This window comes from Algibacter mikhailovii, from assembly GCF_014651495.1.
GTDB classification, from domain to species: Bacteria; Bacteroidota; Bacteroidia; order Flavobacteriales; family Flavobacteriaceae; genus Algibacter_E; species Algibacter_E mikhailovii.
On record NZ_BMWZ01000005.1, the window covers coordinates 74,627 to 88,573 of the forward strand.

Consider the following 13,947-nt stretch of genomic DNA (forward strand, 5'->3'; position numbering starts at 1 on the left):
TTATAGAAGTGTTTTCATGCATATTTTTGTCGATTAATAAAATGACGAACACTAAAACCAAGTGTTTGCTTTGATTTAATAGTGTAAATTATTTATATATGAAAAAAGCACATTCGTTTCATATCCCAGTTATGGGAATAGGGTTTACCATTGATACGCCTTTAAAAGTGGCACAATATGGTATGGATTCTGTTATTTCTCTTGTTGATGATATTTTACTGGAGAAATTAAGAAAGATGTATAGTGAGAAATTTGAGGTTCCCTATCATGAAATTACCGATAAGATAGATGATTTTAGAGCTAAACGAATTACGTCATATTTAAACTTAATTAGCGATTTAGCCGATAAAAAGTTTGACGCTTTAAAAAATGTAACCGCTAAAAAAGGTGATGAACTATTAGCATATATTAATATGTTACCCGATAATTCTAAGCTTAAAGCAGAGTTTAAAAATTTAACCTCAAAGGGCGTTAATTTTTCTGAAATTAAAGCTTGGGCCTCCAAAAACTTAGTCATGGGTGCTATTGATGTAAACATTATGACTAAGGTTGACAAGGATAATTATAAAAAAGACGAAAAATTATCTGTTGAGTATAATGATGCTCATGCGGCTTTAAGAGGTTTTGCTAATAGTAAATTGCAATCCTCGGTGGTGCTTTCGGCGGGTATGAACCCTAGATTATATAGTTATATGGGTCAATTTGATGACTTTTTTCCTGACGAAAATGGTCAGCTTAAAAAACGAATTATTTTAAAAGTAAGTGATTATAGATCGGCGCTTATTCAAGGAAAGTTTTTAGCTAAAAAGGGTCTGTGGGTGTCTGAGTATCGTATTGAGTCTGGACTCAATTGTGGTGGACATGCCTTTGCAACCGATGGTTATTTATTAGGTCCAGTTTTAGCAGAGTTTAAGGAAAAGCGTGAAGAGCTGCAAGACGCCATTCAAGGGGTGCTAAATCCGGAACTTCAAAATCAAGATAGAGTTGTGCCTAAATCATTGTCGTTTGAAATTACAGCCCAAGGTGGTGTTGGCACTGAAGAGGAACATGCTTTTTTATTAGATCATTATAATTTAGATTCTGTTGGCTGGGGGAGTCCATTTTTATTGGTTCCAGAGGCGACAACAGTGGATGACAAAACGCTCAATAAATTAGCGAAAGCGAAAGAAGAAGATTTATATCTAAGTGATATTTCTCCCTTAGGAATACCGTTTAATAATTTAAAAAGTAATACAAAAGACGCTGAAAAGCAGACTTTGATTAATAAAGGAAGACCTGGTAGTTCATGCCCTAAGAAATTTGTGGCTATGAATAAAGAGTTTAAAGAAACAGGTATTTGTACGGCGTCAAGAGAATTTCAATATTTAAAAATCAAGGCCCTTGATGAGCAGGGGTTAGATAATGACCTGTATCAGAAAGAATATAATAAGATTATAGAAAAATCTTGTACTTGTGTTGGGTTAGGTACTTCTGCTTTAATTAAATACAATTTAGATACCAAGGTGGAAGGCGATGGTGTTTCCATATGTCCTGGTCCAAATATGGCTTACTATTCTAAAGTGATGAGTCTTGAAAATATGACAGATCATATCTACGGAAGAACGAATATGGTGTCTAGAATTGATCGTCCTAATTTCTTTATCAAAGAACTTCAAATTTATATTGAGTATTTAAAGAATAAACTAGAGGATACTAAATATGCAATGAATAAGAAAGAAGAGAAGTATCTTAAGACATTTACAAAGAATATGATGGCAGGAGTAAGCTATTATCAGAGTTTATTTGTTAATGTAAAAGGGAGTTTTCAGGATGTAAAGGCAACCATATTACATGAACTGGAAAGGACAGAATTAACATTAAATCAAATACAAGCAGATATTCAAAATATGTCTGTTGTCGCTTAATAAAGGCATTTTTAGTAAAATCTGGTTTCTCTTTTTATTAATGAATAAAGCCTTTGTTTAGCAATAGTTTAATGATTTAATAAAAAAACTAATGGTTTTATATTCAATGCTTTTTTTTAGAGAATTCGCATTTTACTAACGGTTTTAATTAAGATATTTGTAACTTTATTAATAGTGAATACTAGCTGTTTATTATTTTACAATTATTCTTATAGATTAAAATGGATTTAGTTAAGGAAATCAATCGCCTAAAAAAGGAGAAAAATGCAGTTATTTTAGCGCATTATTATCAGATACCAGAAATTCAAGATATTGCTGATTATGTTGGAGATAGTCTAGGGTTATCTCAACAGGCAGCCGAAACAGATGCCGATATTATTGTTTTTGCAGGAGTGCATTTTATGGCTGAAACGGCTAAAATTTTAAGTCCTTCAAAAACCGTAGTATTACCTGACGTTAATGCGGGTTGCTCGTTGGCTGATTCTTGTCCTCCAGATGCGTTTGAAAAATTCACCAAGGCACATCCAGATCATGTGGTTATTACTTATGTGAATTGTTCTGCTGAAATAAAAGCTTTGAGTGACATTGTTTGTACCTCTTCAAATGCGCTTAAAATTGTGGAGTCCATTCCAAAAGAGACGCCTATTATATTTGCTCCGGATAAAAATTTAGGGCGTTATATCATTAATGAAACGGGTAGAGATATGCTCCTATGGGATGGTAGTTGTATTGTTCATGAAGCGTTTTCAATGGATAAGCTTATCGAACTTCATAAAAAATATCCAGATTATAAGATTATTGCGCACCCCGAATCTGAAACTCATATCTTAGATACTGCAACCTATATAGGTTCTACTTCAGGTATGATTAATTATGTAAAAGAGCATCAAGACCAGAAGTTTATTGTAGCTACTGAAGCTGGGATTTTACATAAAATGCAGCAGGAAATGCCACATACCGAGTTGGTGCCAGCACCTGCAAAAGAAGATAATACCTGTGCTTGCAGTGAATGTCATTTCATGAAAATGAATACCATGCAAAAATTATACGATTGCTTGTTAAATGAGTCGCCTCAAATAGAAGTAGATCCTGCTATAATTGACCGTGCATTATTGCCTATTGAGCGTATGTTGGAGTTATCAAAATAATACCATGACAACAGATTATTTAGTAATTGGTTCTGGTGTTGCTGGCTTAACATTTGCGGTAAAAATGGCAGAAAAGTTTCCTAAGCGAAACGTCGTTATTGTTACCAAAGCCAATGAAGACGAATCTAATACTAAATATGCCCAAGGCGGGGTTGCTATTGTTTCTAACAAAGAAGAAGATTCCTTTAAAAAACATATAAAAGACACTTTAATTGCTGGAGATGGGCTTTGTAATGAAGAGGTTGTTGCCATGGTGGTTAAAGAAGGGCCTGATCGCTTGGAGGAATTATTACTTTGGGGCGCAAATTTTGATGTTAATGATGCTGGGAAGTTTGATTTAGGTAAAGAAGGAGGGCATTCTGAATATCGCATTATTCATCATAAGGATATCACAGGTTATGAAATAGAACGTGCTTTATTGAATAAAGCACACCAATTAGAAAACATTTCTATTTTACCTCACCATTTTGCTATTGATTTAGTTACCAATCACCATATAGCTTATTTAAATTCAGAAGAGTTAAGGTGTTATGGGGCGTATGTTTTTGATCAAAAATCTGGAACAATATTCACTATAAAAGCGAATAGCACGTTGTTGGCTTCAGGTGGTATAGGATGTGTATATGGGCATACTACAAACCCAGTAATAGCTACTGGAGACGGTATTGCTATGGCTTATAGAGCCAAGGCCCGTATTCAGGATATGGAGTTTGTTCAGTTTCATCCAACGGCGCTTTATGAGGCTAAAGGAGAATCATCGTTTTTAATTTCAGAAGCGGTTAGAGGTTTTGGAGCATATCTCAGAAATAAAAAGGGCAAACGATTTATGCCTGATTATGATGAACGCGCAGAATTGGCATCGCGAGATATAGTCTCTCAAAGTATTGATAGTGAACTCAAGAAGTCTGGGGAATCACATGTCTATTTAGATTGTACCCATTTAGATATGGATGCTTTTATAGATCACTTTCCTAATATTTATAAAAAATGTTTGGAGCATCATATTGATATTAAATCAGACTGGATTCCGGTAGTTCCGGCATCTCACTATTTGTGCGGCGGGATTAAAGTAAATAAGAAAGGAAAAACAACCATTGATAATTTATATGCCTGCGGTGAATGTTCTAGAACAGGATTGCATGGGGCTAATCGTTTAGCTTCAAATTCATTGTTAGAAGCCTTGGTATATGCGCATAACATCTATAAGCATCTTGTCAAAAAGGATCACGTGGCTTTTGAATTAGATATTCCTGATTGGAATGACGAAGGAACCACTATACCTGAAGAACATATTTTGATTCAGCATAATTTAAAACAACTTCAAGCCATAATGCGTGATTACGTGGGTATTGTACGAAGCAATAAGCGTTTAAAAAGAGCGATAAAACGTTTGGATTTGATTTATGAGGAAGTTGAAGATTTATATAAAGAATCTAAAATAACCACCTCACTTTGTGAATTGCGTAATATGATCAATGTGGCGCATTTAATTATCAGGCAGTCCTTGGATAGAACAGAAAACAAAGGGGGCTATTACAATATTGATAATTTAAAATAATTAGAACTTTTCCTTTATTAAGTCTACGATTTTTCTAAAATGCAACGGCGCTTATAAGCTCTATACTTGTATTTGTCCTGTTTTGGCCTTTCACTATAAAAACGGCCGTGAAGTGCTCATGCGTTTTCAAATATTTCTGTGAAAAGTGAGATATACTATCAACGTTTGTGAAATACTCTGCAGTGGCACTTACCCCTATGTCATGCTGAGAGAAAAAAACAAGGTGTTCCGTATTATTAGTGTTAGGGTATTTTGAAACAATCGCATATTCTTCGTTGTCGTTGGGGCTATTGATATTGAAGATGTCATCGGGTAAATTTGGATGATGACTAAATATCAAGGTATTCTCTTTGATTTTAAAATATGGGTTTGCTTCATTAAAAAAATGGATAAAATGAGTTTTGTTTTTAGAGGGGCCGGCGTAAATGGCATTTCCTTCCTTTATTTCAGAAATAGAAGTTTGAGTTGAAAAGCGAATATCAAATGTCCTGTCGTGTTTTTGATATAACTTTTGAAATTGCTGTGTTACAAGAGCAGCCATCGTTGTTGTGTAACTATATTTGGCGGGTTTAATAATATCTTTTAATTCAGGGTTTTTATCTAATAAATCGTAAAACTCATTAATACTATTTATATTGAAATCTCTAGTCCAGCCCATGCCATTGGTGATTGTTTTTCCAGTTGCTCCAAAATGATCACCTATAAAAAGATGAGTAGGAGATTTATGGGTAAGAAAGCTTTGCCATATTTGGGGGTGTTTGGGCGGTGATTTGAGGTAGAAAATTATCAATATTGCAATGCATAAGCTCATATAAGGAATAACTCTAGTCCAATGTATGCCTTTGCTCAATATACCATCAGGTTCCTGTTTTAAAAAACGAACTTTATATTGGCCTTTGTCAATGATAAGTTCCCAATTATCATTTAGACCTTCATTTTCGTAATAAGTTTTTATTTTTTTTCTAAGGTTGTATACGTTTACCCTTACTCTGGGATTGCTCTTTTCAGAAACGTTTTTATTACCAAAAAATTCAATATCAACAACACTCTCCTTTAATGGCACGCCTTTGGTGGTTGCATCGAATAAATATTGTAATAATGCAATACTTGTAGGAGCATTTTTAAAAGTATTACTGGATTTTATTTTGGAAACAATCTTTTGTCTTTGTTGGCCGTTTAGTTGCATTTTGTGTTTTAGCTTTCTCCGATTAATTTGGTGTTATAAGTCTAAAAGACTCAAGCATTAACCGTTATAAGTACCGTTAAAGATACGTTAAAGTTATAAAAACAAATACTTCTCATTAGATTTGGTTGGCAAGGAATAAACTATTTATGCGCTAATCAAAATATAGACAATGAAAAAACAGACTTTTATCATAATTACTCTTGTTGTATTAATGCAACAATTTGCTGAAGCGCAATCTGCTGTAAATATGAACAACCAAACAGAAATACAATATCTTTCTGGAACTGGAAAAGATAATATGGTTGCATGGGATTTCTATTGTTCTTATGGAATGAATAGTAAGAAGTGGACAAAAATAGGAGTGCCTTCTTGTTGGGAATTGCAAGGTTTTGGAAATTACAACTATGGGCATGATAAGCGGAGTGGAAAGAAAATACATGATGAGTACGGACTGTATAAACATGCTTTTTCTGTTCCTGATGATTGGAGTTCAAAAAATATTAACATTGTTTTTGAGGGGGTGATGACTGATGCAGAAGTGAAAGTCAACGGAAAGCTTGCTGGAGAAATTCATCAAGGCTCCTTTTACGAATTTAAGTATGCTATTTCGAAACTTTTAAAATATGGACAAGAAAATGTTTTAGAGGTTAAAGTGAATAAAGTCTCAGCAAATGAATCCATTAATTTTGCAGAGCGAAATGCGGATTTCTGGATATTTGGTGGCATATTTCGTCCAGTTTACTTGCAAGTATCTCCCAAGGACTTTATAGAAAGAGTTGCTGTAGATGCCAAAGCAAATGGAGCAATAAAAGCAGATATATTTTCGACATCAAGGAAAGCGGCAGGCATAAATATGTTTTTGTCAGGTGAACAAGGGAATAAAATTCAGGAAATAAAGATTGATACTATTGTAAAGGCAAATGGTAAATGGCGTGTTTCAGGACAGGCAAACAATATAAAAACATGGAATGCCGAAAAACCAAATCTGTATGTTTTAAATATAGAACTCCTAAATAAAAAGAATGAAATACTACATAGTAAAAAGGTGAGAATTGGTTTTAGGACTATTGAAGTTGTGGAAGGAGATGGTGTATATGTAAATGGTAAGCGTATAAAATTTAAAGGAGTAAATAGACATTCTTTTTATCCGTCCTCTGGGCGTACTACCTCTAAAGCCTTGAGCATGCAGCATGTTAAAATGATGAAAGATATGAATATGAATGCGGTTCGTATGTCCCATTATCCGCCCGATGTTCATTTTTTAGAGGCATGTGATTCTTTAGGTTTGTTTGTATTAGACGAGGTTTGTACTTGGCATTCTCCTCATTTAGATACCGAAGTTGGAGAGAAAATTGTCAAAGAAACAGTAATACGAGATGTTAATCACCCTTCTATATTGTTTTGGGATAATGGGAATGAAACCGGCTGGAACACAGAATTGGATGATGATTATGCCATTTGGGATATTCAAAAAAGGGAAGTACTTCATCCGTGGAATATTTTTAATAAAACGAATACAATGCATTATCCTAGCTATCATATTTTCGCTTATGATAGCTATGCCAAGGATAAAATTTATTTTCCTACTGAATTTTTACATGGTTTGTATGACGGTGGTCACGGTGCTGGACTAGATGACTATTGGAAACAAATGTGGAATATGCCGCTTTCGGCAGGAGGCTTTTTATGGGATTTTGCTGATGAGGCTGTTGTTAGAACCGATAAAAATGGAACTTTAGATACCGATGGTAATCATGCAGCAGATGGTATAGTTGGGCCTTATGGCGAAAAAGAGGCAAGCTACATGACAATTAAAGAAGTTTGGTCGCCCATATATATAGAAGAACGTTATATTAAGCCAAGTTTTAATGGGGTTTTTAGAGTTGAAAACAGGTATCATTTTACCAATTTGAATGAATGTAAAATGATTGCTAAATGGGTAACATTCGATAGTCCTAATGGGGATGATTCTTTAAATGTGTTTTCTGAAAGCAATATAAATTTACCAGATTTAATACCAAGTGCTAAAGGTGTATTTATGGTTGATATGCCTTCAGGTTGGCAATCGGCAGATGCCTTATATCTAACGGCTATGGATAGGGACGGAAAAGAAATTTTCACTTGGAGTTACCCAGTTAAAACACCTAAACAGGTTAATGATGCCCTTATGGATTGCTCTGATAATGGAGCCATTAAAACTCAAATAAAGGATGGTGTAATCGTGGTTGAATCAGGCGGGATTAATTATTCGTTTTCAGAAAAAACAAGTTTATTAATTGCAGTTAAAAAGGATGGTAATATCATTCCATTTAATCACGGACCTATAATTTTTAATCATAAGGATAAAATAGAATCGGTTAATGTTAGAACGTTGGATGATAAAGTAGAGATTATTACCGTTTTTGAAAGTACCGATAAATCACCTAATTGGGCTGTACATAAAGAATATAGTTCAGATAAAATTAAATGGACTATTTACCCCAACGGCTTACTGAATTTAGAAGTAGAAATAAAAGGAAAGAAAATTGTGAATGGTTATAAAGGAATTACTTTTTCCTTTCCAGAATCGGAAGTTAGTGGAATGAAATGGCTAGGAGATGGACCTTACCGTGTATGGAGAAATAGAATGAAGGGTACTCAGCTTAAAGTATGGGAAAACGATTATAATAATACGGTTACGGGTGAATCTGGTTTTGTTTATCCTGAATTTAAAGGGTTCTTTTCAAGTTTGTACTGGGCAAAGGTAAAAGGGAAAAACAATAATGGCTTTACGGTGTATTGTAATTCATCAAATACATTTTTACGTATGTTAACACCTCAGAATCCTACGCCTAAAACAGATCCTAAAGCTAGGGTTTCGCCAAAATTTCCTATTGGGGATATATCATTTGTGAAAAACATTCCAGCAATCGGAACCAAATTCCAAGAAAGTGATAAAATGGGACCACAAGGGAATTCTGAAAATTACTTTGGTAACGATGATAACCCAATTAAAATTAACCTAACATTTGAATTTTAAAATAATGATGTCTTTTAAGAATTGCGTGTTGTTTCTAATGATTGGAACTATTTTAGTTTCTTGTGAATCCGATAAAAAGTCGATTGCAGTTGATGTTACTCAAAAGGATTTTCCGTTTTTTCTTCCTAAGGAAAAACCTAATCGCCCATTAAGTGCTGCACTAGAAAGAGGCTATGAAGCATATTCAGCCTTGCGCCCTGAGCAAAATGAATTGTATTCCCAATTCAAATATACAAAGCTTAAAGGATTTGAATATAACGGTGGAGACGGAACATTAACGCGTCGTGATCCATCTAAAGTTATTTTTGAAAACGGTAAACACTACGTATGGTATACCTATCGTAATACACCTGTTAAATCCTTAGGCATGGCGAGGGCTAAGGAAGCCAATGATACGATTCCTTCTGCCGATTGGGATTTATCTGAAATATGGTACGCCACTTCCGCGGATGGCTTTACATGGGAAGAACAAGGTGTTGCAGTGGCTAGGCCGCCTAAGCCAGCTGTAGGATGGCGTTCAGTGACCACCACAGATATATTAAAATGGGAAGGGAAGTATTATTTGTACTATCAAGCATTTATGGAGGCCAGTGGTTTACATGGTGATTATTGCCCCGTGGCAGTCTCCTATGCCTATTCACCTGATGGGCCATGGATTCCAACTCATAAGGTAGTTATACCAAATGGCCCGGAAGGCTCCTGGGACCAATATGCAATTCATGACCCTTATCCTTTAGTTCACGATGGAAAGATATACCTGTATTATAAATCTGGTTTAGATAAGAGACTGGAATTAAATCCTTCAAAAGTACGTATGCATGGTTTGGCAATAGCAGATAACCCATTAGGTCCTTTTATTAAGCATGAGCTAAACCCATTGTTGAATTCCGGTCACGAAACAACGTTGTTCCCCTTTAAAGAAGGTGTGGCTGCATTAATTATTAAAGATGGAATGGAGCGTAATACAATTCAATATGCTAAAGATTGGGTAAACTTTGAAATTGCCTCAATGGTTGAAATGATGCCTGTTGCTGGCGGGCCATACATTCCAGATGCGTTTAATAATACAAAAGACGGAAAAGGAATTACTTGGGGGCTTTCTCATTTTATAAATGCGGGAGGCGATTGGAAACATAATCATACTATTTTGACACGATTTGATTGTGATTTAAGTCGTGATTTACATGATGAACAAATGAAGGAGCATTATGTGAAATTTAGTCCAGAAGACCATTATAAATTTGGCTTATCAAAAAAACAAAAAGATAGAATTTTAAAAGAGAATTAAGGGTCCGTAAAAATGGAATGAAGGAAAATGAAGCAAACTTTAATGCTAATTATTTTGCTTTGCAGAAGCATAGACTTTGCAGTAGTATCCGTAAAAATTTGAATTTGCTGTTATGGGTTTTTAAAGCTGTGTCTGAAGGATTCTTATTATATTGAGAGCTGTAAACGAATGTAATAAGGCTCTGAATTATGGAGTTTTTAAAATTTTAAGTAGAACTCTTTTTAGTAAGCGTTGAAAAACAAAATGCGAGAAAGGAGCGGGATAAATAATAATATCTTTTAATTAATAACCTATGAAATTATCAAAGCATTTAGTCTTAGCCTGTTTTTATTCATTAGTATTTTTTTGTTGTAAAAATGAGAAAAGAGAGTTGAGCAAAGAACAGACGAAAAGACCAAATGTGATTCTATTCTTAGTGGATGATATGGGGTGGACAGATTCAGGTGTTTATGGTAGCGACTTATACAAAACACCTAATATAGATAAATTGGCATCACAAGGTATGATGTTTACTGATGGGTATGCGGCGTGTACTGTTTGTTCGCCAACGCGTGCTAGTATAATGACTGGAAAATATCCTGCGACAATTAATGTGACAGATTGGATAAAAGGACATAACAAGCCATATGCCAAAATGCAAATACCAGATTGGAATATGAAACTGGATTTAGAAGAGAAAACACTTCCTGAAGAGCTCAATAAACGAGGTTATAAAACGGCACATATAGGCAAATGGCATTTGGGAGAGGATGAAAAATTCTGGCCTAAAAATCAAGGTTTTGATGTTAATATAGGGGGGCATAGCGGAGGTTCGCCTAAAGCCAATGGTGGAGGTGGTTATTTTAGTCCTTACAATAATCCAAGATTAGAAAACGGCATAGAAGGTGAATATTTAACAAACCGCTTGGCAGACGAAGCAGTTAAATATATAAATCAGAATAAGGATAGTGCGTTTTTCTTGAATTTCTGGCTGTATAACGTGCATACGCCATTACAAGCCAATGCTAGTAAAATTGAAAAATATAAAAGACTTGTTAATGATTCATTGCACCATTCTAATGCAGTTTATGCTGCAATGGTGGAGCATATGGATGATGCTTTAGGTAGTGTTATGCAAGCTTTAAAAGATAATGCGCTTGAAGAGAACACCATCATTATTTTTAATAGTGATAATGGCGGATTAAGAGGGAATTTTGAAAATAGAAGAATTAAAGTAACCGATAATTACCCATTACGTTCTGGTAAAGGAGATATTTATGAGGGAGGTGTTCGTGTCCCGCTTATTTTTAAATGGCCAAAAAGAATTGAGGCTGGGACTTCTTCAAATACGCCTGAGATTTCAGCTGATTTATTCCCGACTATTTTAGGTCTTATTGATGATGGTGAAAAAAATGATTTTCAATTTGATGGGGTAGATTTAAGCCCTGTATTACTTGATAAGGGCGAAGTTAATAGGCCAGCTATATTTTGGCATTATCCACACTATCATTTAGAAGGCGCAAAACCATATAGCGCGATTCGTAAAGGGGATTGGAAATTAATTCAAGTTTTTGAAAATGACAAGCTCGAACTTTATAACTTAAAGGATGATATTGGCGAGAATAAAAATTTGGTTGATCTATATCCTGAAAAAACAAATGAGTTGTTTGGAGATCTTAATGCTTGGAGAACAAAAACCGCAGCCCAATTACCTTCTAAGAATTTAAATTATGACGCGGAACATGAGAATGATTGGAAATTTAATAAATCTGCAACTATTACAGAAGAGGATAAAAAGGTGAACCAAAAAAATAATGTCAAACTCTAAAGCTTACTACTGATTTTATTATTTTACTAATGGCTTAAATTATTAACCAAATGCAAAAAGGTCGTTTTTGTAACGATCCTTTTTGCAAATAGTACCCTAATTTTATTCTATTTTCCAAGCATCAATAATTCATTACACACTATTTCAGTGATGAAGCGTTTGTTGCCTTCTTTGTCATCGTAACTCCGTGAGGTCAATTTGCCTTCAATGGCAACCTCTTTGCCTTTATTTACGTATTTTTCAATAATTTGAGCTGTTTTTCCCCAGGCAATTACGTTGTGCCACTGTGTATCTGTAATTTTTTCACCATGGTTATTGGTGTAACTTTCATTCGTAGCGATATTAAACTTTGCTAATGTTTTACCTGATTCAAGATTGATGATTTCTGGGTCGTTTCCTAGGTTACCAATCAACTGTACTTTGTTTCTAAGTGTGCTCATAATTTTAAATTTTTAATGTTAAACAGTTAATACTATCGAGTTCTTATGTTTCGACACTGCAAATATCAATAGGCATTAAATGAGGAATCGGTTGTTATTCGTTTAAATTCGATTGTAAATGTTTGTAGTCGTTTGTAAACGAATAATAATTTATATCTTAGCAGGACAAATAACGAAGAATGAAATTTCACATTGAAACAGAACGTTTGATTTTGAGAGAATTACGGCTAACGGATTTAGAAGGCATGTTTGAATTAGATTCTGATCCTGAAGTTCACAGGTTTTTAGGAAATAAGCCTATAAAGACTAAGGAAGAGTCTCAAATAATAATTGAAAAGGTACTAGGTCAATATGAAGAATACGGCATTGGAAGGTGGGCAGTTATTGAGAAGAATACCGGTACCTTTATGGGTTGGTCTGGGATAAAATTTAATACCGACTATAATATGAATGGCTTTGAACAGTATTATGATGTAGGCTACAGGTTAATTAAACGTTTTTGGGGTAAGGGTTATGCCACCGAATCGGGAAAAGCTGCGGTTGACTATGCCTTTAATATTTTAAACTTACCCGAGCTTTTTGCTACCACCGAAATTGGAAACCAAGGGTCACATAATGCGCTCTTAAAAATTGGATTAAAGTATATAGACGATTTTTACTTTGAAGAACAACAGTTGAATTTACGTTGGTATAAAATTGAAAATAAGTAATTATGGAAAAACAATGTTTAGAATGTGGTGAAAACATTATTGGTAGAATTGATAAGAAATTCTGTGGTGATGGCTGCAGAAATAGTTATAATAATCGTGTTAATAAGGACAGTAAAAACTTAATACGGAATACGAATAATAGGCTTCGTAAAAATTATAGAATTTTGGAAGTTTTAAATCCTGAGAAAAAAACAAGAACGTCAAGAGCCAAGCTTATTGAGGCTGGATTCGATTTTAACTATTTTACTAGTATTTATACAACTAAAGCCAAGACCGTGTATTATTTTGTATATGATCAAGGTTATTTACCTCTAGAAAATGATTATTATGCACTGGTAAAACGAGAAAGTTAAAGATTTAACTTATTTCTAAGCTAGGTGTTTTATAGAATTTAGGACTATTTCCAAGTTTGCCCTTTCATAGTCATAGCTGCCTTGAGCACATCTTTTTGACTAATCTGACCAACTAATTTGCCTTTTTCTACAATGGGAAATCTACGGCGTTTTGATTGTAAGAATTTGTTCGCGGCATCAAAAATATTCATATTTCCATCAATGGTCTCAACATTTGACACCATATGTTTTTCTATCGTTTGGTCTTGCATTGGCATATTGTAGTATCGGCTTTCACTAATTTGTTTGATACAATCGCCTTCTGAAATAATGCCAACAAGTTCATTTTTATCATTTACTACGGGTCCACCTGAGATTCTGTTTTTTATTAGAGCCTGCATAACGCTTTCAATACTTTGATCAGGTTTAAATGTAATTAAACTAGTAGTCATGTAATCACTTACCGTTAAAGATTGCGAGTTTGTGCTGCTTGACTGCTGTCTTCTTGATCCTTGAAAGCTCTTGATTCCCATATATTGTATTTTTTAGTAATTC

11 protein-coding genes are annotated in these 13,947 nt (G+C 34.4%); 8 read left to right on the forward strand and 3 right to left on the reverse strand.

What is annotated here, in order from left to right; genetic code table 11:
• Positions 1 to 98 precede the first annotated feature (98 nt).
• The 3 genes from IE051_RS11405 (at position 99) to nadB (ending at position 4,610) form a co-directional block, all read left to right on the forward strand.
• Positions 99 to 1,904: a hypothetical protein gene (locus IE051_RS11405; RefSeq protein WP_189360927.1), complete on the forward strand. Its 1,806-nt coding sequence runs from the start codon at positions 99 to 101 to the stop codon at positions 1,902 to 1,904.
• A 221-nt stretch (positions 1,905 to 2,125) separates the two neighbouring features.
• Positions 2,126 to 3,052, forward strand: a complete 927-nt coding sequence (gene nadA, locus IE051_RS11410; RefSeq protein WP_189360928.1) for a quinolinate synthase NadA — start codon at positions 2,126 to 2,128, stop codon at positions 3,050 to 3,052.
• 4 nt (positions 3,053 to 3,056) lie between these two features.
• Entirely contained in the window at positions 3,057 to 4,610 is a 1,554-nt protein-coding gene (gene nadB, locus IE051_RS11415; RefSeq protein ID WP_189360929.1) for an L-aspartate oxidase, read from the forward strand.
• A gap of 34 nt (positions 4,611 to 4,644) precedes the next feature.
• On the opposite strand, the gene IE051_RS11420 is transcribed toward nadB, so the two are convergent.
• Positions 4,645 to 5,796, reverse strand: coding sequence for a helix-turn-helix domain-containing protein (locus tag IE051_RS11420; RefSeq protein WP_189360930.1), 1,152 nt, complete (start codon positions 5,794 to 5,796; stop codon positions 4,645 to 4,647).
• Between the two features lie 169 nt (positions 5,797 to 5,965).
• On the opposite strand from IE051_RS11420, the gene IE051_RS11425 reads away from it, so the two are divergent.
• From IE051_RS11425 to IE051_RS11435, 3 genes are all read left to right on the forward strand, one after another.
• Entirely contained in the window at positions 5,966 to 8,815 is a 2,850-nt protein-coding gene (locus IE051_RS11425; protein WP_189360931.1) for a glycoside hydrolase family 2 protein, read from the forward strand.
• A 37-nt stretch (positions 8,816 to 8,852) separates the two neighbouring features.
• Complete coding sequence (locus IE051_RS11430; RefSeq protein ID WP_189361310.1) at positions 8,853 to 10,103, forward strand: glycoside hydrolase family 117 protein; 1,251 nt, start codon at positions 8,853 to 8,855, stop codon at positions 10,101 to 10,103.
• A gap of 292 nt (positions 10,104 to 10,395) precedes the next feature.
• Positions 10,396 to 11,910, forward strand: coding sequence for a sulfatase (locus tag IE051_RS11435; RefSeq protein WP_189360932.1), 1,515 nt, complete (start codon positions 10,396 to 10,398; stop codon positions 11,908 to 11,910).
• 107 nt (positions 11,911 to 12,017) lie between these two features.
• On the opposite strand, the gene IE051_RS11440 is transcribed toward IE051_RS11435, so the two are convergent.
• Positions 12,018 to 12,350 carry a single-stranded DNA-binding protein gene (locus IE051_RS11440; protein ID WP_189360933.1) on the reverse strand — a complete coding sequence of 111 codons (333 nt, stop codon included), beginning with the start codon at positions 12,348 to 12,350 and terminating at the stop codon, positions 12,018 to 12,020.
• Positions 12,351 to 12,529: 179 nt separating this feature from the next.
• On the opposite strand from IE051_RS11440, the gene IE051_RS11445 reads away from it, so the two are divergent.
• Positions 12,530 to 13,060 (forward strand): GNAT family N-acetyltransferase, encoded by a 531-nt coding sequence (locus IE051_RS11445; protein ID WP_189360934.1) that lies wholly within the window; start codon positions 12,530 to 12,532, stop codon positions 13,058 to 13,060.
• A gap of 2 nt (positions 13,061 to 13,062) precedes the next feature.
• Positions 13,063 to 13,413, forward strand: a complete 351-nt coding sequence (locus tag IE051_RS11450) for a hypothetical protein (RefSeq protein WP_189360935.1) — start codon at positions 13,063 to 13,065, stop codon at positions 13,411 to 13,413.
• Positions 13,414 to 13,457: 44 nt separating this feature from the next.
• Here the strand turns inward: IE051_RS11450 and IE051_RS11455 are convergent, their stop codons facing one another.
• Positions 13,458 to 13,925 (reverse strand): CBS domain-containing protein, encoded by a 468-nt coding sequence (locus IE051_RS11455; RefSeq protein WP_189360936.1) that lies wholly within the window; start codon positions 13,923 to 13,925, stop codon positions 13,458 to 13,460.
• Between the last annotated feature and the right edge of the window lie 22 nt (positions 13,926 to 13,947).

Bases quoted from the DNA above. Each gene is read 5' to 3' on its own strand.
- IE051_RS11445 (WP_189360934.1), top strand. From the start codon at position 12,530: ATGAAATTTCACATTGAAACAGAACGTTTGATTTTGAGAGAATTACGG.
- IE051_RS11405 (WP_189360927.1), top strand. From the start codon at position 99: ATGAAAAAAGCACATTCGTTTCATATCCCAGTTATGGGAATAGGGTTT.
- IE051_RS11450 (WP_189360935.1), top strand. From the start codon at position 13,063: ATGGAAAAACAATGTTTAGAATGTGGTGAAAACATTATTGGTAGAATT.
- IE051_RS11420 (WP_189360930.1), bottom strand. From the start codon at position 5,796: ATGCAACTAAACGGCCAACAAAGACAAAAGATTGTTTCCAAAATAAAA.
- IE051_RS11430 (WP_189361310.1), top strand. From the start codon at position 8,853: ATGATTGGAACTATTTTAGTTTCTTGTGAATCCGATAAAAAGTCGATT.
- IE051_RS11435 (WP_189360932.1), top strand. From the start codon at position 10,396: ATGAAATTATCAAAGCATTTAGTCTTAGCCTGTTTTTATTCATTAGTA.
- IE051_RS11425 (WP_189360931.1), top strand. From the start codon at position 5,966: ATGAAAAAACAGACTTTTATCATAATTACTCTTGTTGTATTAATGCAA.
- IE051_RS11440 (WP_189360933.1), bottom strand. From the start codon at position 12,350: ATGAGCACACTTAGAAACAAAGTACAGTTGATTGGTAACCTAGGAAAC.
- IE051_RS11455 (WP_189360936.1), bottom strand. From the start codon at position 13,925: ATGGGAATCAAGAGCTTTCAAGGATCAAGAAGACAGCAGTCAAGCAGC.
- nadB (WP_189360929.1), top strand. From the start codon at position 3,057: ATGACAACAGATTATTTAGTAATTGGTTCTGGTGTTGCTGGCTTAACA.
- nadA (WP_189360928.1), top strand. From the start codon at position 2,126: ATGGATTTAGTTAAGGAAATCAATCGCCTAAAAAAGGAGAAAAATGCA.